At 33.8% G+C, this 20,908-nt stretch carries 21 protein-coding genes; 10 read left to right on the top strand and 11 right to left on the bottom strand.

The genetic code is table 11. The annotated features are described in order from the left end of the window. From JE46_RS24765 to JE46_RS22525, 3 genes are all read right to left on the bottom strand, one after another. The coding region (locus JE46_RS24765; protein ID WP_157505985.1) for a transposase at nt 1–127 on the bottom strand (127 nt) is incomplete at its 3' end. Nucleotides 128–199: 72 nt separating this feature from the next. Continuing rightward, nucleotides 200–1,996: a hypothetical protein gene (locus JE46_RS22520; RefSeq protein WP_031457549.1), complete on the bottom strand. Its 1,797-nt coding sequence runs from the start codon at nt 1,994–1,996 to the stop codon at nt 200–202. 21 nt (nt 1,997–2,017) lie between these two features. Next, nucleotides 2,018–2,650 carry a hypothetical protein gene (locus tag JE46_RS22525; protein WP_031457550.1) on the bottom strand — a complete coding sequence of 211 codons (633 nt, stop codon included), beginning with the start codon at nt 2,648–2,650 and terminating at the stop codon, nt 2,018–2,020. 224 nt (nt 2,651–2,874) lie between these two features. On the opposite strand from JE46_RS22525, the gene hemB reads away from it, so the two are divergent. Together hemB and JE46_RS22535 are read left to right on the top strand one after the other, a co-directional pair. Further along, nucleotides 2,875–3,867 carry a porphobilinogen synthase gene (hemB, locus tag JE46_RS22530; protein ID WP_031457551.1) on the top strand — a complete coding sequence of 331 codons (993 nt, stop codon included), beginning with the start codon at nt 2,875–2,877 and terminating at the stop codon, nt 3,865–3,867. Between the two features lies 1 nt (nt 3,868). Then, nucleotides 3,869–4,276, top strand: coding sequence for a c-type cytochrome (locus JE46_RS22535; protein WP_031457552.1), 408 nt, complete (start codon nt 3,869–3,871; stop codon nt 4,274–4,276). Nucleotides 4,277–4,347: 71 nt separating this feature from the next. On the opposite strand, the gene JE46_RS22540 is transcribed toward JE46_RS22535, so the two are convergent. Then, nucleotides 4,348–6,408, bottom strand: a complete 2,061-nt coding sequence (locus JE46_RS22540; protein WP_031457553.1) for a M13 family metallopeptidase — start codon at nt 6,406–6,408, stop codon at nt 4,348–4,350. Nucleotides 6,409–6,566: 158 nt separating this feature from the next. On the opposite strand from JE46_RS22540, the gene JE46_RS22545 reads away from it, so the two are divergent. From JE46_RS22545 to JE46_RS24170, 5 genes are all read left to right on the top strand, one after another. After that, complete coding sequence (locus JE46_RS22545; RefSeq protein ID WP_031457554.1) at nt 6,567–7,505, top strand: DMT family transporter; 939 nt, start codon at nt 6,567–6,569, stop codon at nt 7,503–7,505. 72 nt (nt 7,506–7,577) lie between these two features. Further along, nucleotides 7,578–8,243, top strand: a complete 666-nt coding sequence (locus JE46_RS22550) for an SCO family protein (RefSeq protein WP_031457555.1) — start codon at nt 7,578–7,580, stop codon at nt 8,241–8,243. Between the two features lie 102 nt (nt 8,244–8,345). Then, nucleotides 8,346–8,585 (top strand): FeoA family protein, encoded by a 240-nt coding sequence (locus JE46_RS22555; protein ID WP_031457556.1) that lies wholly within the window; start codon nt 8,346–8,348, stop codon nt 8,583–8,585. Next, nucleotides 8,585–10,684, top strand: coding sequence for a ferrous iron transport protein B (gene feoB, locus JE46_RS22560; protein WP_031457557.1), 2,100 nt, complete (start codon nt 8,585–8,587; stop codon nt 10,682–10,684). Before JE46_RS22555 ends, feoB begins: the two co-directional genes overlap by 1 nt. Before the next feature lie 6 nt (nt 10,685–10,690). After that, nucleotides 10,691–10,813 (top strand): FeoB-associated Cys-rich membrane protein, encoded by a 123-nt coding sequence (locus JE46_RS24170; protein ID WP_157505986.1) that lies wholly within the window; start codon nt 10,691–10,693, stop codon nt 10,811–10,813. Nucleotides 10,814–10,924: 111 nt separating this feature from the next. Here JE46_RS24170 and JE46_RS22565 read toward each other — a convergent pair whose 3' ends face one another. From JE46_RS22565 to JE46_RS22580, 3 genes are all read right to left on the bottom strand, one after another. Continuing rightward, nucleotides 10,925–11,578: an HD domain-containing protein gene (locus JE46_RS22565; RefSeq protein ID WP_031457558.1), complete on the bottom strand. Its 654-nt coding sequence runs from the start codon at nt 11,576–11,578 to the stop codon at nt 10,925–10,927. Nucleotides 11,579–11,804: 226 nt separating this feature from the next. Continuing rightward, a complete protein-coding gene (locus JE46_RS22575) occupies nt 11,805–12,797 on the bottom strand; it encodes an acyl-ACP desaturase (protein ID WP_031457560.1) in 993 nt (330 codons plus the stop codon). A 54-nt stretch (nt 12,798–12,851) separates the two neighbouring features. Then, the gene (locus JE46_RS22580; RefSeq protein WP_031457561.1) at nt 12,852–13,592 is read right to left on the bottom strand and encodes a lysophospholipid acyltransferase family protein; all 741 of its coding nucleotides are present in this window, start codon (nt 13,590–13,592) and stop codon (nt 12,852–12,854) included. A 126-nt stretch (nt 13,593–13,718) separates the two neighbouring features. On the opposite strand from JE46_RS22580, the gene rnpA reads away from it, so the two are divergent. The 3 genes from rnpA (at nt 13,719) to JE46_RS22595 (ending at nt 16,683) form a co-directional block, all read left to right on the top strand. Then, nucleotides 13,719–14,123 (top strand): ribonuclease P protein component, encoded by a 405-nt coding sequence (rnpA, locus tag JE46_RS22585; RefSeq protein ID WP_031457562.1) that lies wholly within the window; start codon nt 13,719–13,721, stop codon nt 14,121–14,123. A gap of 113 nt (nt 14,124–14,236) precedes the next feature. Further along, nucleotides 14,237–15,874 carry a S41 family peptidase gene (locus JE46_RS22590; RefSeq protein ID WP_031457563.1) on the top strand — a complete coding sequence of 546 codons (1,638 nt, stop codon included), beginning with the start codon at nt 14,237–14,239 and terminating at the stop codon, nt 15,872–15,874. A 5-nt stretch (nt 15,875–15,879) separates the two neighbouring features. Further along, entirely contained in the window at nt 15,880–16,683 is an 804-nt protein-coding gene (locus tag JE46_RS22595; RefSeq protein ID WP_031457564.1) for an OmpA family protein, read from the top strand. On the opposite strand, the gene JE46_RS22600 is transcribed toward JE46_RS22595, so the two are convergent. The 4 genes from JE46_RS22600 to JE46_RS22615 form a co-directional block, all read right to left on the bottom strand. Then, a complete protein-coding gene (locus JE46_RS22600) occupies nt 16,680–17,126 on the bottom strand; it encodes a GNAT family N-acetyltransferase (RefSeq protein ID WP_031457565.1) in 447 nt (148 codons plus the stop codon). The two genes, JE46_RS22595 and JE46_RS22600, sit on opposite strands and share 4 nt — an antisense overlap. 146 nt (nt 17,127–17,272) lie before the next feature. Then, nucleotides 17,273–17,914: a DUF1579 domain-containing protein gene (locus tag JE46_RS22605; RefSeq protein ID WP_031457566.1), complete on the bottom strand. Its 642-nt coding sequence runs from the start codon at nt 17,912–17,914 to the stop codon at nt 17,273–17,275. Nucleotides 17,915–17,962: 48 nt separating this feature from the next. Continuing rightward, the gene (locus JE46_RS22610; protein WP_031457567.1) at nt 17,963–18,940 is read right to left on the bottom strand and encodes a DUF4837 family protein; all 978 of its coding nucleotides are present in this window, start codon (nt 18,938–18,940) and stop codon (nt 17,963–17,965) included. A 48-nt stretch (nt 18,941–18,988) separates the two neighbouring features. Next, entirely contained in the window at nt 18,989–20,800 is a 1,812-nt protein-coding gene (locus JE46_RS22615; RefSeq protein ID WP_031457568.1) for a LysM peptidoglycan-binding domain-containing protein, read from the bottom strand. Between the last annotated feature and the right edge of the window lie 108 nt (nt 20,801–20,908).

Genomic DNA, 20,908 nt, shown 5'->3' on the forward strand with positions numbered 1-20,908 from the left:
ATCTTCTAAGACTAGTTTTTTCAAAATTGTTCTCTTGTGCAACTGAATTAACTGAACGGTTGCTCTCTAAAACATCTTCTACACAACGAACTTTGAAATCATAACTGTATTTAAATTTTCTTCCCATAAAAATGCCCCAAATAGTGTCTAACTTTTTGGGGGCAGTTCAAATTGATTTTTTAGGGCTTTTCATTTAAAATTATTTAGTACTTAGTTCGTCAACTAAATCTAAAGTCTGCAGAATGATATTTTTATCTCCTTTGGATGAGTTTAGCTTTAACTCGAATTTCAGTTTGTTATCTGTTAGTTTTTTGGCAGAATATAAAGTAACATCCGTAAACTGCTGAGTCAGTCGATTGAAGCTTTTAATTTCAGATTCCTTGGCTTCACCTGTATTAGAATAGGCTGTTACCAATTTATCCAAACTCACTTTTGCCGAAATATAATGCTGTTTCAGTTCTTTTTTAACTTCTTTCGAAAATGAATTGTCTTTCGGAAAAATTGCATCAATATTATTACCAACAACTACAACATCTTTATCCTTAAAAATAAACAAATTACCGTATTCCTGAGTTCCTTTTATTTCGTAATAATTCCCTTTTTGAACTAATCCTTTTTTGCGAACTCCTAACTGGATGAGTTTATCCGCAAAAGTTGGATGTGTCGAAGTAAAAATCACTGAAAACTGCGGTATTGCTTTTTTTATCGTTTTCACAACTTCTTTTGACTCATAATTCTCATCATATTCGAAAGTTTTTGAAGTCACTTCTCTTTCGACAACATCATAAAGAAATACGCTTATATCACCATCAAAAAGAGTTGCTGTGGCTTCTTCATCAATAATTGTTGAAATAAGATCTGTTGCAACACTAATATCCTCTTTTAAAATATAAGGATTACTGAAAATCTCGGTACTAAAAGCAGGAAAACTATTGAGTATTTCCTTTGTATTAAAATGATACGTCATGTAACCGAGCGGTTTTTTAGCCGGAAAATAATTAAAGATGTTTTTATTTACTTTCCGATTACTGATTTTGCCCACTATATCAGCCATTGGTTTCGAGTATTCCACAATTTCTTCTACTCTGGCATTATCATTATCAAAATAAAAATCAACATTTATCCCTTTAACGAAATTGCCTAAGTTATTTTGGCCTGGCAAAAATTTATTATAAGTCGTAAACCGTGCTAAAGCCGCATAGGCAGTATTAAAGCTTGATATTGCTGTCCCATAATCTACCCAACATGAAATATCAGCATTTTGATGTACTTTCTCAGAAGCTGGAACTGTAAAACCATTTTCAAAAAGCAATTTTACAAATCTGTTTTGACTTATGGCCTGAATGCTGTCAAAAGCAATCTGTTCTTTTTGAAAATTAGCATAATAATTATCCGAATAATCTACATAAGCTGTATCTACAACCGGTACCTCGTTTGTTTCTACAACAACTTCCGAAACTTCTGAAGCATCACCTGTTACTGCAGTCGCTGCAGAGTCTACCTCAACTTCCGGATACGAATAATCTTTATACTCGTGTTTTTTTGTTAATCCAAAAAACACTAAATAGCTGTCATTCCAGGCTACGGTTGTTTTTTTATCTGGAGAATTATATACTGAATACTGACCAAAATCTTCAATAAGAGGTTTTCCAAGTGAATCATTTTCCTTGTTCTTTTGAATCAGAAAGTTTTTAATAGCATTTTTGTCTTTTATAGGAATGGTAACCTGATAATACGGAATACTATCAGAATAATTACCGTGAACAGTTATTTTCTGATCTAATTTTATAAGATCTGCATATTGATTGATGTCCAGATTCATTTTTCCGTCTTTATATTTCTTTAAGACAGAATGATTTAGAACCTCAGCAATACTTACTTTTTTAGAAAGCTGACTGCCGTTAAACTGAACAAAATAATCCTGTTTTGGAGACAGTGTCTGGCTGTGAGCTAAAGTGAATGTAAGCAGAATTAAAAAAGTAAAAAATTGTTTCATGTGATGTATGATGTATAAGGATTATTGATTTAATTGAATAGTATTATTCATAAGTGATGATTTTTTAAGAACGCTGTACATACTTTGCTTTAAAAAAACGGTCTTTTTGTTTGGAGAAATTTTGCAATTGGCATTACTTGTATTTAAAACGTCACGGTCAAAAGTGTAAATAGATACAATATTGGCTTTTTCCAGATCTTCTTTTTTCTTTTCGTCTTTCAGCAGATTTTCAGGAATTGGGTACGATGCGATTCTTTCAAAACTCTTTGAATTTGCTGTAAAATGAATATGATTTTTTTGCTTATTCAATGTATTAACTACTTCGTTCAGCGCTTTTAAACTTTTATAATCCAATTTGATGATAAAAATATAACGGTCAAAATCTGTTTTGGTGGTGACATTTGAAATGCCTTCAATTTTTGAAACTTTGGATTTAAAATCGGTTAACTTTTGTGTGATTTCCTGCTCATTAGGAATTTTCACACCGTCAACTTCTTCCAGCCAGATAGCTGATTTTGTCTTAAGCCATGACTTCGAAAAATCAACCATCAAGGTATATTCGCCACTCTGGTCATCATGATGTTTGATTCTTTCTGTTATTTCGAAACAGCTTGTTAAGAGTAAACAGCAACATAATGCAAATATTTTCTTCATTTGGGAGATTTAAAGTTGAAAAAACATTCCATAATAAGATTCTTAACAGAAGTTTAAAAAAGCGATACGAATTTAGATAATATTAACGAATTCTACGGCATTACTCACTCTTTATTTGGACGTTTTTTCTTTAACTTTGCGGCACTTATTTTAATTTCACTTTAATAATGAATATGAACTCTTTAGAGAGAATATTCTTTTTAGATTTAATAAAAAAACACTCTATGTTCCCATTACAAAGAAACCGCCGTTTAAGAACTAATGAATCTATTCGTTCTTTAGTTCGTGAAACCAGTTTAAGTCCACAGGATTTTATGCTTCCAATGTTTGTGGCCGAAGGAAAAGATGTAAAAGTCGCCATTCCGTCCATGCCCGGAATTTACCGCCATTCATTAGACAACACTATTAAAGAAGTCAAAGAAGCCTGGGATTTAGGAATCAAAGCAGTGAATATTTATGTAAAAGTAAGCGAGAACCTTAAAGACAATAAAGGTGTTGAAGCCTGGAACAAAGATGGATTGATGCAGCAAACCATTCGAGCTATTAAAGATGCAGTCCCTGAAATGATTGTCATGCCCGATGTAGCATTAGATCCTTATTCGATTTATGGTCACGACGGAATTATAGAAAACGGCCAATTGATAAACGATGCTACTGTTGATGCTTTAACCCGAATGAGTCTGAGCCATGCTGAAGCCGGAGCCGATTTTGTAGCACCAAGCGACATGATGGACGGAAGAGTTTTGGCCATTAGAAAAGCGCTGGAAGAAAATGGTCACCATAATGTAGGGATTATGAGTTACAGTGCCAAATACGCATCTGCTTTTTACGGGCCATTTCGTGATGCGTTAGATTCTGCTCCGGTGGATTCTCAAAATATTCCAAAAGACAAGAAAACGTATCAGATGGATTACGCTAACCGAATTGAAGGAATTCGTGAAGCATTATTAGACGTTGAAGAGGGTGCAGATATCGTTATGGTAAAACCAGGAATGGCCTATTTAGACATTGTTCGCGAGGTAAAAAATGCCGTTCATGTACCGGTTGCAGTTTACCAGGTATCTGGTGAGTACGCTATGGTAAAGGCCGCAGCAGAAAAAGGGTGGCTGGATCATGACAAAATTATGATAGAGCAACTTTATTGCATTAAGCGTGCAGGGGCTAGTATAATCTCAACTTATTTTGCTAAAGAAGCTTCTATCATCTTAAACAAATAATATGAAAAAAACTATATTTTTAATAACTGTTTTAGCATTTATATCCTGCAAAAAAGACAATCAGGAGCCATTTGGAAAACCTACAGAAAACACAGAAACATATTCAGAAGGAGAATCAGCAGAAACAAAAACTCCTGAAGAATTAGGTAAATCAATTTTTGAGGGTAAAGGAAATTGTACTTCTTGTCATCAGGTAGATCAAAAAGTAATTGGACCAAGTATTCAGGAAATCGCCAAAATCTATAAAGACAAAAAAGGAGATATAGTTACTTTTCTCAAAGGAAATGGAGAACCAATTGTAGATCCAGGCCAGTTTGCTGTCATGAAAACCAATTTTCCTGTAACGCAGGCTATGTCTGATGAAGAACTAAAAGCAATTGAAACTTATATTTATAGTAATTTGAAATAAAACACTATTTCAAACATACTATAATTAACAAAAAAAGGAGCTAAATTTAGCTCCTTTTTTTTTGTTCTGAATTACCAGATTTTTACTCTCTTCTCCGGATCGACATACATTTTGTCTCCTTTTTTGATTTCGAAAGCGTCATAAAAAGCATCTACATTCTGAATTGGGACATATGCTCTGTACATTCCCGGTGAATGCGGATCTGTTTTTACCTGGTTTTTAATAGCCTCATCTCTTGATTTAGTTCTCCAGACTGTAGCCCATGAAATAAAGAAACGCTGTTCAGGTGTAAATCCGTCAATTAATCCCGGATTTCCATTTGCCTTCAAGTACAATTGCAGACCGTCATACGCAGCATTGATTCCACCCAAATCTCCTATGTTTTCTCCTAAAGTGAATTTTCCGTCCACATGAATTCCTGGCAAAGGTTCCAAAGCGCTATACTGATCAGCAAGAGCAGTTCCTAATTGTGTAAATTGCTTCAAATCTTCTGCAGTCCACCAGTCAACAAGATTCCCATCAGCATTGTATCGTGCACCTGAATCATCAAAACCGTGTGAGATTTCGTGACCAATTACAGCTCCTATTCCACCATAATTCACAGCTTCATCAGCCTGATAATTATAAAATGGCGGTTGCAAAATAGCAGCAGGGAAAACAATTTCATTATAAGAAGGGTTATAATAAGCATTTACAGTCTGAGGAGACATTCCCCACTCTGATTTATCTACTGGCTTTTTTAATTTTTCCAGACCTTTGTTAAAATTCCATTTAGCCAAATTTCTTGAATTCTCAAAGTAACTGCCTCCATCAGCAACACTTTTGATTTCTAAAGCAGAGTAGTCTTTCCACTTATCAGGATACCCAACTTTTATTGTAATCTTATTCAGTTTTTCGATAGCTTTCACTTTAGTAGCATCAGACATCCAGGATAAATTATTAATACGGTTCTGGTAAGCCAGAATTATATTGTGAATCATATCTGTTGCTTTTGCTTTTGCTTCGGCAGGAAATACTTTTTCTACGTATAATTTACCAAGAGCTTCTCCAATACTTCGGTTTACAATTTGCAAAGCAATCTCTTCTCTGGGTAATTGTTTCAGGGCGCCTCTCAGGGTTTTACTATAAAAATCAAAGTTTGCGGCTTCAATATCAGTAGTCAAATGCGATGTTGACCTGTTTAGTAAAGTCCATTTTAAATACTCTTTCCATTGTGAAACTTTGTTTTCAGTATAAACATTTTGAAGTGCTTTCATGTAACGTGTTTCTGAAACCACGACTGTATCCAACTTTGCAAGACCAAGACCGTTAAAATAAGCATCCCATTTAATAGCTGGAGTTAATTTTTGAAGATCTGCCACAGTCATCGGATTGTATTGTAAACGACTGTCTCTGCTTTCGACACGATCTAATCTTGGAGTTGATAAAGCTTTTTCTAATGCTACAATTTCTGATGCACTTTGTTTGGCTTTTTCAGCAGATTCTCCAATAAACTGCATCATTCTTGCTACATGAAGTTCATATTTAGCAAGTTTCTCTTTAGAATCTTTATCTTCAGCAGTGTAATAATCTTTATCAGACAGACCTAATCGGCTAACGGCGAGAGTTACAGAATTTTTAGAACTGTTTTTTTCATCAGCTCCTATGTAAATCTTAAAAAAGTCATTTCCTCCCTGAGGTTCCATTTCGACTAAATATTTTTGAAGATCAGCCACATTTTTTATAGCATCAATCTTTTTCAAAAACGGCTTCAATGGTTCAATACCTCTTTTGTTTCTGCCAACAGTGTCTAAAACTGTGGCGAACAAGTTCACTGCTTTGCCTTGATCTGTATTGGATTTATACTTTGGATTTTTTGATGCGTTTTTCAAAATTTCCATTGCATCCTTGTCTGTTTTTTTAATTAATTCATTAAAACTTCCCCAGGTTGTACGATCACTCGGGATTTCTGTTTTATCCAGCCATGTACCATTTACATATTGAAAGAAATTTTCTTTAGGGCTAATGTCTTTTTTCATATAAGAAACATTAATTCCCGGTTCCTTTTGAGGTGTGGTTTGTGCTTGTACTGCAGCAAAGGAAAGCATTGCAGAAATAGCATAAAAAGTAGGTTTAGTAAGCACTTTTTTCATTTTTATTTAAGTTTATAGACAATATGCAAACATATTGTTATTATTTGAAAAGTTGTGTTAAAAATCTGATTTTTAACTTTCCTAAAAAGATAACATTTCATGTATTTACTTCCTGAATTCAAATTGTTTTTGGAATATTTGCTTAAAAATAATTTAAGGTGAAAGCAAAAATCCAAAATGCCTTTTCAAAAAGAATAGATGCCATCGGATTACCGATTTTAGCTTTGTGCTGTGTGAGTTTTTTTTGGGGAACTACCTGGCTGGCATCAAAAGAAGGAGTCAAACATATGCCTGCTTTACAACTGGTAACAATAAGACAGTTCATAGGAGGAATGATATATGTTTTGTATTTTATTATCAAGAGAGAACCCTGGCCAAAAGGTAAGCAATGGAGAACAATTTTGGTTCTGTCTTTCCTAAACTTTTGTCTGAGTAATGGTTTGAGCACTTGGGGTGTTAAATATATCAGTAGCGGACTTGGGGCAATTATTGCTGCCATATTTCCGATTTGGATTGTAATCATTTGTTTTTTTAGAGGAGAAAGAGTGTCAAAATTGGCCGTATTAGGACTATTGATCTGCTTTTGTGGAATTTGTGTTATTTTCATGGATCATTTAGCTGATTTCTTAAAACCTGATTTTCAATTTGGAATTATTTTATCTGTTATCGCAACTATTACCTGGGCATTCGGAACTTTACATATTAAGAAAAAAGCAACAAGTTTCAACCCGTACTTTAGTTTAGGATTACAAATGCTTATATCCAGTTTTATTCTTTTAGGAATTACAGAATCTGCAGGGATTAATATTCCGCTAAACCAAATTCCGGTTACATCCTGGTGGGCAATTGGATATCTGGTAATAATTGGCTCAGTATTAACCTTTATTGCTTTTATCTATTCGCTCCAACATCTTCCAAAAGAGATCAGCAGTATTTATGCTTACATTAATCCAATTGTAGCCATTGTTCTTGGTTTTTTTATTTTTGGAGAAATACTTACAAAGGCTATTGCAATTGGCGTTTTAATAACCTTGGCAGGATTATATCTGGTGAACAGATCCATACCTAAACCAAAAAAGAAAAAGCAATTGCAGTAATTTGGTTAAAATCATGACAATTTAAAGTTTTAAAAAAAGTCCTTTTCGTATTTTTGCATTCAAATTATTTTTATGAAATCGCTTCTTTATAAATACCGAAAATTTTTTATCGTTTTAATTGTATTTTCGGCTATTACCATAACCCTGTTTTACTTCGCTTTAAAACCGCAAAAAATCTTGCCTGTCTACAATCCGGCTGATGTAAATCCTGAATTGGTAGACAGCACGGTACAATACAAAAGTAAATATCATACCATTGCCGATTTTTCTTTTGTGAACCAAAATGGCGATACCATTACCCAAAAAAATTATGAAGGAAAGATTTATGTTGCCGATTTTTTCTTTACAACCTGTGGATCAATCTGTCCAAAGATGACAACCAACCTGGCTGATGTTCAAAAAGCAGTTTTAAATAATCCAAAGGTTATGCTCCTATCTCATACCGTTTTTCCTGAAACAGACAGTATTCCGGTTTTAAAAACCTATGCTATAAAACATGGAGTGGTTGACAGCAAATGGAATCTGGTTACCGGCGATAAAAAAGAGATTTATACCATGGCCAGAAAATCGTATCTGGCCGTAAAACTAGGAAGACCTGATCAGCTTTATGATATGGTTCATACAGAGAATTTTGTTTTGGTAGATCAAAAACGACGCGTTCGCGGATTTTATGACGGAACAGACAAAGAAGATATTAAACGTCTTTTAGAAGATATTGATTTCTTGTGCAAAGAATAAAACCCTTATTTTTAGAAACATTTAGCATATTCGGCTGTATTAAATTCCCTTAAATAAAGAATTATTGCCTATTTTTGCAATCTAAATTCAATCTAAATAAGCTTGCAAAATACTATCCACACTCTGAAAAAAGGCGACAAAGCCATTATCAAAGATTTTGATATCGATCTTATTCCTCTAAAATTATTAGAAATGGGTTGTTTGCCTGGCAGCTTGGTTGAATTGCTTCAAATTGCTCCTTTTGGTGATCCTTTATATTTGGATATCAATGGCTCCCATGTTGCAATTCGTATTGAAACAGCTCGTGAAATTGAAGTTGAACTTATCAAAAACAATTTATAATGAGCGTTCAGAATATCAATGTTGCCCTTATTGGGAATCCAAACACAGGAAAAACTTCTGTTTTTAATCAGCTTACGGGTTTAAACCAACAGGTTGGGAATTATCCCGGGATTACCGTTGAGAAAAAAATGGGTTTCTGTAAACTGCCACACAACATTAAAGCCAATATTCTCGATTTACCCGGAACGTACAGCCTGAATGCCAGTTCAATGGATGAAAGTGTGGTGATTGAACTTTTACTGAATAAAAACGATAAATTGTATCCGGATGTTGCGGTAGTGGTTACCGATGTTGAAAATCTGAAACGAAATTTACTGATTTACACTCAGATAAAAGACCTTGAAATCCCAACGATTTTAGTCATCAACATGTCTGATCGTATGGAACGTAAAGGAATTACTCTTGATATTCCGTATTTAGAAGAAAAACTAAAAACCAAAATTGCGCTAGTGAGTTCACGCAAAGGTTTAGGAATCGATGCCTTAAAAGAATTAATAGTTTCCTATCGAACTGTTCCGCACGAGCCTTGCTTGAATGCTTCGGTTATTGATGCTGACTATTTTGAAAAATTACAACATGCTTTTCCGAATCAGTTGTTATACAAATTGTGGCTGGTTATTACTCAGGATGTCAATTTTTCGAATTTAGACCGAAATGAAATCCGAAGTACTTTTACAAAATCACACTCTGAATTAAAACGCCTTCAGCAAAAAGAAACCATTAAACGGTATCAGTTTATAAATGATATTTTGAAAGAAGGTTTAAAAGTCGATCCTTCGATGGCAAAAGACATCCGTGCAAAACTGGATCGTGTATTAACCCACAAAATATGGGGATATGCTATTTTCTTTGCTATTTTATTTCTGATCTTTCAATCTATTTTTAGCTGGTCCACGATTCCGATGGATTTCATTGACAGCACTTTTGCCTCTTTAAGCAGCCGGGTTTCCGAAGAACTTCCAAGCGGTATTTTAACTGATTTACTTTCGCAGGGAATCATTCCGGGAATTGGCGGTGTTATCATTTTCATTCCGCAAATTGCCTTTTTGTTTCTCTTCATATCCATTTTGGAAGAAAGTGGCTATATGAGCCGTGTCGTTTTCCTGATGGACAAAATCATGCGAAGATTCGGTTTATCTGGAAAAAGTGTTGTGCCTTTGATTTCAGGGACAGCTTGTGCCATTCCGGCAATTATGGCCACGAGAAATATTGAAAACTGGAAAGAACGTCTGATTACGATTTTGGTTACTCCTTTTACAACCTGTTCAGCAAGGTTACCGGTGTATGCGATCATAATTTCATTGGTAATTCCGAGTAAACGTGTTTTTGGGGTTTTGAATGTTCAGGGTCTAACGTTAATGGCGCTTTACGTTTTAGGTTTTTTTGCTGCTATTTTATCGGCATATATTTTAAATAAAGTTCTAAAACTGGAATCCAAAACGTATTTCGTTGTTGAAATGCCAAGTTATAAATTACCACTTTTTAAGAACGTTGGAATTAATGTTGTAGAAAAGACCAAAGCTTTTATTGTTGGGGCAGGTAAAATCATTCTTGCTATATCTATTATTTTGTGGTTTTTAGCCTCATACGGCCCCGGAAAAGATTTTAATGATGCCGAAACTATTGTAAAAGAAAGATTCGCAAATACAACCCTGACAGAAACTCAATTTGAAAACGAAGTAGCTTCTCAAAAACTGGAGAATTCTTATATCGGATTAATGGGACATGCAATTGAACCGGCAATAGAACCTTTGGGTTATGACTGGAAAATCGGAATTGCCTTAATCAGTTCATTTGCTGCGCGTGAGGTTTTCGTGGGAACACTTGCCACTATTTACAGTGTTGGTGATAGTGAGAACGAAGCTACCATAAAAAGCAAAATGCAGGCAGAAGTTCATTCTGACACAGGAAAAAAAGTCTTTAATTTTGCAACCGGAATTTCATTATTGCTGTTTTATGCTTTTGCCATGCAGTGCGCGAGTACATTGGCTATTACCAAAAAAGAAACCAATTCGTGGAAATGGCCTGCCATGCAATTAGGCTTTATGAGTGCTCTTGCCTATGTAACCGCCTTAATTGCCTATCAAATATTAAAATAATGAGTCATGATTCAGAAAATTATTGCTTTTGCCATATTAGGATTTGCAGTTGCTTTTTTGGTTAAAAAATATTTTTTTAAATCGAAGAAGAAAAAAGACTGTGGTGACGGGAATTGCGGTTGCAGCTGATTTTTTATTCCGCAGAGCTACACAGAGAAAAAACACAAAGATCCGCAAAGAAATGTAAAATAACTTTGCGGATCTTTGCGTTTATTTAGTGAGTCTTTGCGAAATACAAACTTACTTAATACCTTCCCACTCTGCATAAAACTGTGCAAGGAACGTTTCCATAAAAAGATGCCTTTCTTCGGCAAGTTGTTTTCCGGTTTCGGTATTCATTTTATCTTTTAAGAGTAACAGCTTTTCGTAAAAATGATTTATGGTGGGCGCATTATTCTTTTTGTATTCTTCTTTGGTCATGTTGGTTACAGGTGTAATTTCCGGGTTATACAAAGCTCTGTTTTTAAATCCCCCATAATTGAATGCTCTTGCTACACCAATTGCACCAATTGCATCCAGACGATCGGCATCCTGAACAATATCCAATTCGAGAGAAGAAAACTTCTTTTCGAAATTTCCGCCTTTATATGAGATATTTTCGATGATATTAACAACATGTACAATAATGTCTTCGGAAACATTTTCTGATTCTAAAAACAAACGTGCTGTTTTGGGACCAATTGTTTCATCTCCGTTATGAAATTTACTATCGGCAATATCATGGAGCATAGCTCCTAATTGAATTACTGTTAAATCACAATCTGTATTTTTAGCAATTAATAATGCATTTTTATAAACACGCTCGATATGAAACCAGTCATGACCTCCTTCTGCATCATTAAGTTTTTCTTTTACAAATTGGATTGTTTTATGTATTAAGGCTGTATTATTCATGATATTTTTAATGCTTAACCGTTTGCTTTATTTTTTAATAACAACAGTGTTTTTTATAATTTATTTGAAAATTCAAAAACATTTTTATTTAAAAAAGAGACCCCGAAATATTAAAAAAATGCTGACTGTCAAAGATTTAAAAACCTCAACAATCAACATCTTTATACTCTTTGTTTTTAAATGCAATTAAATTGCATTTAAAAAAACTTGATTTAAAATCTAAATATTATAATCTCGCTGGTTCTACCCATTTGAAAATATGAGACTCTTTAGGAATTACGATTCTCTCTGAAATTCTTGCCATACGAGCCGGTAACTTCATCAGATAATCACGTGCTTTTTCAGCTTCATCTGTTAGGTTTGTAATCTTATCAACTTCCCATTTATCGATTAATTTCTGCATGATATCTACATAATCGTTTGCAGTATAAACTCCAATACGCTGTGCAGAATCTGAAAATTGCTCAAAAGCTGTACTGATTTTTTGACCTGATTCTCTTAAAAAATGCGCCGGCATTACGATTTTTTGTTTCATCATATATTGAAACGCCAACATCATTTCGCTTGGATCAACCTGAAAAATACGGGTAACAAATTCGCTGTACGCATGATGATGACGCATTTCATCACCAGCAATCATTTTACACATTTTAGACAACTTGTTATCTCCAAATTTTTTCGCCATTTGGGCTACTCTGTTATGCGAAACATAGGTTGCTAATTCCTGGAAACTAGTGTATACAAAGTTTTTGTATGGATCAGATCCGGTTCCAATATCAAAACCGTCGTTGATTAAGTGCTGTGTTGTCATTTCGATTTCACGCATGTTTACACGACCGGACAAATACAAGTATTTACTTAGTAAATCTCCGTGTCGGTTTTCCTCTCCCGTCCATTGACGAATCCATTTAGACCAACCGTTTCCACCATTTTCAACCTGATTCACTCCTTCTACATCCATCAGCCAGGATTCATAAGTTGGTAAAGCTTCCTCGGTGATGGTATCACCTACTAAAGTTACCCAGAAATCATAAGGTAATTCTTTAGCAATTTCACGTAATTCTTTAACCTCCTCAAAGAAGTTTTCTCCTTGGGAATTAGGTAAAAAATCGGTTGGCTGCCAAATTTTTTCAACAGGAATTAAATACTGTTCTACGAAGCTATCTACATTTTTTTCCAAAAACTGCATTACTTCTAATCTAATGTTTTTTATAGACATTACTTGTTTAATTTGGGATTTAAGTATTAGAATTCTCTCTCTAAATGCAAAAATCTATTTATATTCATTCACTCCTTCTACAACTGCCTTTTCTGTCAATCTCATTAACTCAGCAAAATCATAATCTTTAACTGCCATTGCTTTATGGGCGGTAAAGGTAAGATGATTTCCTAAACCAACAGGGAAAAACCCATATTTTACCATTTTCCATGAATTGTTAATACTCACTGGAACAACATAAGCTGAAGGCGCATATTTGCAAAGGATTTTTAAACCGCTTTGGGCAAATTCTTTAGGCTTTCCTGTTTTACTTCTAGTTCCTTCGGGAAAAATCACAGCAGATCTTGTGTTTTTTTCAATATATTCAGACAAGCCTTTGATTACAGGAATCGCTTGTTTAGGGTCTTTACGGTCAATTAGTACTGAACCTCCATGGCGTAAATTGTATGAAACGCTTGGGATTCCACTACCTAACTCTTTCTTACTTACAAATTTACAATGAAAACGTCTAAAGTACCAAATCATTGCCACGATATCGTACATACTTTGGTGATTCGATACAAAAATCAATGGAACACCTGTGGGAATTGTCTCTCTGTTTTTAATTGTATATCTCGTTCCTACCAGATTGGTGCATCTTAAAAGAAAAAAATTCAAATAATCAACGCTAATTTTGTGAGCCTGATAACCAAAAATATTTAGTGAAATCCATTGTATAGGATGAAAAACAACCAGACACAATCCAAAACATAGATAATAAATTATGGAGATTGGATATGAAATTATCTTCTGCATGCTTTAAAAAATTAATTGCCAAAAGTAATAAATAAATTTTTAGCGGTATAAAAATTGAAAACAATAACCGCTTTTCTGGTTTAATTGTACCTTTGTCCTTAAAATTGCAAATTTTTTCTGAATTAAATGAACTTTACTTATCCTAAAAATGAACGCTTAAAGAGCAAAACGACAATTGGTTTACTGTTTTCTGAAGGAAAATCGGTTTCTAAATATCCCTTGCGTTTAGTTTATCGTCAGGCGGAAGCAGATTCAGAAGAAAAAATTAAAATTGGAGTTTCGGTTTCAAAGAAGTATTTCAAAAAAGCAGTAGACCGAAATTACTTCAAGCGTGTTTTAAGAGAAACCTATCGATTAAACAAACATTTGCTTTGGGAAAACGTACAACAGCCTTATTCTTTGATGTTTTTTTACCAGACCAAAGATAAGTTGTCCTACGATGAAATCAATACCAAAACGGTTCAGCTCTTTGAGAAATTCCTGATACAGATAAACAAAACCAGTGATTCTGAAAATAAAACGGAATCTTAAAACGCTTTCAACATTCATTTTCAAATACCGAATAGAGATTCACCTGAGCGAAACTCGTGAATTGATGTTTTATTCTTATTTTAGTGCTTTATAATTTTAGTTATTCTACATATATGGCTTTTTATATCAAAAAGAGATTCATTATACCAGCCGTTGCAACAGGCTTTTTATTTATTGGAACCAGTTTCAAAGACGATTTCTTTGAGATAGCCAAACAGATTGAAATTTTCACAACATTATTTAAAGCCGTTAACACGAATTATGTCGATGAAACCAATCCGGGCGATTTGATGGATAAAGGCATTAAAAGCATGCTTGGAAGTTTAGATCCTTACACTGTTTATTTTAATGAACAGGATGTCGTTAACTTCAAGATCAACAATACAGGTGAATATACCGGAATTGGTGCTATGATTGCCCGTAAAAAAGATCGTTTGATTGTTCGTGAACCGTATAAAAATTATCCTGCAGATAAAGCGGGGTTAAAAGCAGGCGACGAAATTATTCAGATTGGAGATGTTTTGATTGCAGATTTTAAGGACGATGCTTCACAATTACTAAAAGGAACGAAAAACACTAAGATTAAAATAAAATACCTGCGTCAGGGAAAAACCTATACTACAGATTTGGTTTTGGATGAAGTTGATATTAAGTCGGTTCCGTTTTATGGAAAGATTGATGATAAAACAGGATATATTGTTTTGGCACATTTTAGTCGAAAAGCGGCAGCTGAAGTAAAAGAGGCTCTTGAAAAACTAAAAACTCAGGGAGCTACTCAAATTGTGCTCGATTTGAGAGGAAATCCGGGTGGTTTATTAAATGAAGCCATTGATATTTGCAATTTGTTTGTTCCCAAAAATGAAGTGATTGTAACTACAAAATCAAGAATTGAAAAACACAATAACACCTATAAAACTACTAAAGAACCTATAGATACTCAGATTCCACTGGCTATTTTGGTAAACGGAAAAAGTGCTTCGGCATCAGAAATTGTTTCCGGAGCTTTGCAGGATTTAGATCGTGCCGTTATTTTAGGAAGCCGTAGTTTTGGAAAAGGTTTGGTACAACGTACCGTCGAATTGACTTACGGAACACAACTAAAAGTAACTATTTCACGTTATTATACTCCTTCAGGACGTTGCATTCAGGCACTGGATTATGCTCATAAAGACAAAAATGGTGTAGCCCAAAAAACTGATTCTAAAAACTTTAATGCCTTTAAAACAAGAAAAGGACGAACAGTTTATGATGGCGGTGGTGTTTTGCCGGATATTGAACTGGATGAAGCCAAAATGAGTCCGATTACAAATGCATTATTGAAAAACGACGGAATTTTTGATTATGCGACTACCTATTACTATAAAAACCCGAATTTAGGCGATAAAATTCCAATTATTACTGATGCAGATTATACCAGTTTCAAACAATATTTAAAAGCCAATAAATTTACTTTTGATACAGAAACAGAACTAGCCCTGAAAAATACTTTGGCAGCAGCCAAAAACGAAGAAATAGATGAAGCAATTGTTATTGAATATAAGCAACTATTAAATGCACTTGAAAAAAGCGAAACTACGCTATTAGATAAAAATCAAAAAGAGATTAAAAACCTGATTCTGGAAGAACTTATCAAAAGATACCAATATCAGGAAGGTCTATATCAATATTACATTAAAAACAATTCAGAAATTAAAAAAGCGGTAACAGTCTTAAATAATCAAACTGAGTACAAAACGATTTTAAAAATGTAGAAAAAATGAAACTTTGCAAAGCGTTATTTCTGTTATTCATTTACAATTTATCGGCGCAGCAAAAACCCATCGAAACCATTTATTTTGATTTTGACAAATACGTCCTTACCAGTCAGCAAACTAAAGTCATAAACGATTTTGTAAAAAACTTAGACACCACAAAAATAGAATCCATACAGATTTACGGCTATTGCGATGATCGTGGAAATGACGAATATAACTACCGTTTATCTTATGACAGGGTAAATACTATACAGGAAATATTAGTTTCAAAAGGCTTTAACAAAAGTAAAATAATTATTCTGGAAGGTAAAGGCCGGGTAATTATCAAACCGGATACTGTTCAAAACCTATATGAAACAAGATCTAAAAATCGCAGAGTCGATCTAATTGCAGTTAAAAAGAATAGTTTTGGAAAAGGAATTCATAATTCGTTGAAAAATGAATTAAAAGTCGGTGACAAAATTTTACTGGAAAACATTCTGTTTGATCTTGGAAGTTCAAAACTAACCTATAATTCAAAAAAAGAACTTGATAAAATTGTAGTTTTTTTACAGAGCAAAAAAACAATTCAGTTTGTAATCAGGGGACATGTCTGTTGTACACCCGAAGTCTATGCAGATGGAATTGACAGGGAATCCAAGGAAAGAAGGCTTTCGTGGAATCGTGCCAAAACAGTCTTTTTTTACTTAATGTCAAAAAAAATATCCAAAAGCCGCATGACATTTCAGGGCTGCGGCAACAAATATCCACTTGGAAAAGGGGACAATTTAGACCGGAGAGTTGAATTTTATATTACTAAGATTTAATTAAGCTGCATCTCAATATGAGGGATATCATCTTCCAGATACATTTCACTGGTTTGTATAAATCCATGACTTTCGTAGAATTTTTTTAGGTATAACTGCGCACCTATTGTAATTTTTTCTTTTCCAAAATTTGACTTTATTGCTGCAATGGCTTCCTGCATTAAATCATGTCCCCATTTACGGTCACGGTAATTAACATCTACAACTACTCTTCCTATTGAAGCATCATCGAAACTTATTCCCGCATCTAATAATCGCGCATGAGCAACGGTTTTACCATCATACTCTCCTATTAGATGTAAAGCTTTCTTGTCTTTTCCGTCAAGATCTAAATAAACGCAATTTTGTTCCACTACAAAGATTTCACTCCTTAATTTCAACAAATCATATAATTCATGAACAGTTAAGGCCTCAAAAGACTTTATTTTCCATTTTAATACCATCGCTTATTACTTTATTATTTATTCTAATTCGAAAGAGTAAAATTAATTTAAAAAATGAAAACAGGAAGAATACATCTATCTGTTTCAACAAAAAATCCCGATGACATCTCGCAATCGGGATTTTTTCTAATCATTAGGAATGCAGATTATTTTTTCTTCATAATGATTTCCATGCTTTTATATTCCTTCCCTTTTTTTGTATCATACATCTCCATTTTACGGGTTGTTGCATCCACGATAGTGTACACTTCACGATATGGTGTTTTTTTTCCGTTTATTGGGTTTACCATTTCGCCTTTAAGTTCCATACTTTTAGTCTTATCATCATATTTACCTGTAGCAACCATCATACCCGTCCCCATATTGTCAATAAAAGTGGTGGTGTATTCTTTACTGGCATTATTGTAGGCTAATGTAGATTTTCCTTCAAATGGCTGTCCCATCATCGTTCCCTGATAATTAGCTTCCTGATAACGACCTCCCAGAATCATTTTTATATTTGCCGTAGAACTTGCCTTTTCAGCTTTACCTCCTTCTTCTTCCCAAAAAGTCATGTCACAATTCCATGTTCCGGTTTCATCAGCCATCATTTTATGAGGCGATCCCGGCATTGCATATTCCATCCATGCTTTCATTTGCGCAGCAGAATCTAAAGGCATTTCAGCAATTGAATCTTCTGTTTTTATACTATCAACAGCTTTAGAACTTTCAATTTCTGTTTTTACTTCTTTTTTACAAGAAGAAAAACACAAAACTAACATCAATAATGTTACAAATAAATTTTTCATAATTTCCTGATTTAATGTTTGTTACAGACAAAAGTATGGAAAATAAATTTACTGTCTCTTTTCTATTCTTACCGATTTTATAATCGCTTCCAGTTCTAACATTAAATCACGTTCCTGATTGGAGGGTGAGTAACAGAATCCTTCAATTACCAAAATTCGATTATAAACTTTATCTACTATCGCATAGTTGATAAAAGGTCCTGTCATAAAATCGTTTTTTAACTCCCATGTCCCTTTTGTCTCAAAAGTCTTTTTTCCGTTTAAAGTTGTAATGGAAAAATAAGGTGCATAATCTTCTCCGGTAATCATGTGAGTATTTGTTTCACGCCCTTTAATATAATGTCCAACCGAATCACGCATTCTAACAATATTACCAACAACATTGGGATTTTTCATCAGTCTGTTTAAGGGAATCTGATAAACAAGCAGACTGGTACTCCCGCTAATAATTTCTTTCTTCAGCCAAATGAAATTGCGTTTATGTAACATGTATTCGTAACCCGTTGGAACTTGCAAGCCGATATGAAATTTGTTTTTGATAATTGCCGGATTTAGAAGTGATTTTTGGTTATCCTGCTGCAATTTTCTAATTTCTGTTTGACGAATTGTCTTAATGATTTCCGGCGAATTCATTTCGATACTGCAAATTAAATCTTCATTTGATTTCCCGTAAATTCGAAAAGTATTATGCGGTAAGGCTTTAGTATTGGTTTTAACCTCAAATTTGTCTGTAGCAGCCTTTTTTATTACAATAATGCTTCGGCTGTCTGTCACAAAACCTTCAAGTAGTTTTGCAGGATATTGGTTGATTGTAAATAAAGGCTCTTCTTGGGTTAGGCCTAAAACCGGTGATGCGAATTTATTTCGAATACTGTCACCTACTTCGCCATACCATAACTGATCGTCAATGATTATGGAAATTGTGTTGGTTTTACCAGCATTTGGCTGAGCCTGATGTTCATTTTTTTGAAAACAGGAAACCAGTAAAACAGAAAGTAGCAGAAACAAAAAATGGGTTTTATTCATTTTAAAAATTATATGAAATAAAACCCAAATTTAGGTAAGATATTTTATTTATCCGTTTATTTTAAGCTTCATTCCTGGTTTGATATCCTCATCTTTAATGCCGTTCCATTTTTTAATATCTGAAATGGTCACACCTGGATATTTTTTCGAGATGCTATACAAAGAATCTCCTTTTTTAACGTAATAATCTTCTCCAATACTTTTCGCGGCAGCTGCTTTTTTCTTAAAAGAATCAATTGAATTTGACGCAACAACTGTAGTTGTAGTTTCAACAACAGTATTTTCCTTTTTTGAAACAACTAATGTTTTGCCTAATGCAAGATTGTTTGATGTCAGGCTATTCCATTCTTTTAATTCTGATAAAGTAACTCCGAATTTTTTTGCAATATTACCCAGATTATCTCCATTTTTCACAACATATTCTACTTCAATCTCATTTTTGTTTGAGATCTCAGCAGATGCTACTGCTGTTTCAGTTGGTTTTTTAATTACTTCCTGAGCAGTTTTTGAAATTAAATCCTTAGGTTTTATTTTTAAAGATTTACCTACTACTACTGCATTGTTCTTAAGGTTGTTCCATTGTTTAATATCTGCTACAGCAACATCATATTTTTCAGCAATCGAACTTAAATTATCTCCTTTCTGAACTATATACGATTCCAAATCTAATGGTTCAGGAACTTTTATAGACTTTGTCTTTATTTTTGGAGTTAATTTCTGTGCAAGACGAGAAGGCATTTTATAGATATTGGAATCATGTTTTACGTAAGCGTAAATTTTATCCTCGTTATTTACAAAAGTTGCGATTTTATTTTTTGGCAGACGTAAAAAGTGTTCTTCGTTTTGGTAATATGGAACGACTTTTAGTTTGTAGGAAGGGTTTAAAAGTTCTAATTGAGATTGCGGCATGTCTAACAAATCGGCAATTTGTTTAAAAGACATTTTTTCTTTGATTCGAATTGTATCTGTTTCAAAGTTTTTCACAACAGCTCTTTGCGGATTAATACCATGTTCTTTATGAAATTCAAAAAGATACATTGTGGCTAAAAATGCAGGTACATACCCCTGTGTTTCTTTTGGAAGATAATTTCGAATATCCCAGTATTTCGTTTTCCCGCCTGAACGACGAATTGCTTTTGTTACATTACCAGGACCTGAGTTGTATGAAGCCAAAACAAGTTCCCAGTCGCCAAAAACATTAAACATTTTAGTCATATATTCTGATGCTGCTGCAGTTGCCTTAAGCGGATCACTGCGTTCATCAATATAGGAATCAATTTTAAGATCGTATTGTTTTCCGGTACCGTACATGAATTGCCAAAGTCCCGTAGCGCCCATTTTAGAAACTGCTTTAGGATTTAAAGCAGATTCTACAACGGCTAAATATTTAATTTCTAAAGGAACATTTTGCTTGGCAAACGCATCCTCAAAAATTGGGAAATAATATTCTGATAAAGCCATTAATCGGGAAAACGATTTTTTACGATTCTTAAGAAATGACTTTATTATATTTTCTAATCCCTGATTGTATTCTATTTCAAACGGTGATTTTTCATTCATTACCTGAAGACGCTGTTTTAATAGCTCTGTTGGCAATTCCTGATCAATTGTAACGTCTTTATTAATTGTTTGAATATCCTTACACAGATCATCATAGATATCCAGACTTGTTAATTCATTCATCCAGAGACTATCTACACGAATGGCTAAGTCATTTTTTACAAATGAATTTTTTACTGAATCTAAGTACGAAATCTTTACTTCAGGCTTTATTTCGGTATCTGTTTTTACTACATCTTGTGCAAAACCAGTTATTGAAAAAAAGACTGAAACCGCTAAGGAAATTTTTCTTATAATCATATAACATTTTTTTAAAATTCTATAATCCAAATAATTACAGAAATGGTATTTTTACAAACTTAAGCAGAATAACGCTAAAAAACGTAAAAAAAAATGTTAATTGTTATA

It is taken from the genome of Flavobacterium chungangense LMG 26729, from assembly GCF_000735715.2.
Taxonomy (GTDB): Bacteria; Bacteroidota; Bacteroidia; order Flavobacteriales; family Flavobacteriaceae; genus Flavobacterium; species Flavobacterium chungangense.

Coding starts and splice junctions, on each gene's coding strand:
- JE46_RS22520 (WP_031457549.1), bottom strand. CDS start 1,996: ATGAAACAATTTTTTACTTTTTTAATTCTGCTTACATTCACTTTAGCT.
- JE46_RS22525 (WP_031457550.1), bottom strand. CDS start 2,650: ATGAAGAAAATATTTGCATTATGTTGCTGTTTACTCTTAACAAGCTGT.
- hemB (WP_031457551.1), top strand. CDS start 2,875: ATGTTCCCATTACAAAGAAACCGCCGTTTAAGAACTAATGAATCTATT.
- JE46_RS22535 (WP_031457552.1), top strand. CDS start 3,869: ATGAAAAAAACTATATTTTTAATAACTGTTTTAGCATTTATATCCTGC.
- JE46_RS22540 (WP_031457553.1), bottom strand. CDS start 6,408: ATGAAAAAAGTGCTTACTAAACCTACTTTTTATGCTATTTCTGCAATG.
- JE46_RS22550 (WP_031457555.1), top strand. CDS start 7,578: ATGAAATCGCTTCTTTATAAATACCGAAAATTTTTTATCGTTTTAATT.
- feoB (WP_031457557.1), top strand. CDS start 8,585: ATGAGCGTTCAGAATATCAATGTTGCCCTTATTGGGAATCCAAACACA.
- JE46_RS24170 (WP_157505986.1), top strand. CDS start 10,691: ATGATTCAGAAAATTATTGCTTTTGCCATATTAGGATTTGCAGTTGCT.
- JE46_RS22565 (WP_031457558.1), bottom strand. CDS start 11,578: ATGAATAATACAGCCTTAATACATAAAACAATCCAATTTGTAAAAGAA.
- JE46_RS22575 (WP_031457560.1), bottom strand. CDS start 12,797: ATGTCTATAAAAAACATTAGATTAGAAGTAATGCAGTTTTTGGAAAAA.
- JE46_RS22580 (WP_031457561.1), bottom strand. CDS start 13,592: ATGCAGAAGATAATTTCATATCCAATCTCCATAATTTATTATCTATGT.
- rnpA (WP_031457562.1), top strand. CDS start 13,719: ATGAACTTTACTTATCCTAAAAATGAACGCTTAAAGAGCAAAACGACA.
- JE46_RS22590 (WP_031457563.1), top strand. CDS start 14,237: ATGGCTTTTTATATCAAAAAGAGATTCATTATACCAGCCGTTGCAACA.
- JE46_RS22595 (WP_031457564.1), top strand. CDS start 15,880: ATGAAACTTTGCAAAGCGTTATTTCTGTTATTCATTTACAATTTATCG.
- JE46_RS22600 (WP_031457565.1), bottom strand. CDS start 17,126: ATGGTATTAAAATGGAAAATAAAGTCTTTTGAGGCCTTAACTGTTCAT.
- JE46_RS22605 (WP_031457566.1), bottom strand. CDS start 17,914: ATGAAAAATTTATTTGTAACATTATTGATGTTAGTTTTGTGTTTTTCT.
- JE46_RS22610 (WP_031457567.1), bottom strand. CDS start 18,940: ATGAATAAAACCCATTTTTTGTTTCTGCTACTTTCTGTTTTACTGGTT.
- JE46_RS22615 (WP_031457568.1), bottom strand. CDS start 20,800: ATGATTATAAGAAAAATTTCCTTAGCGGTTTCAGTCTTTTTTTCAATA.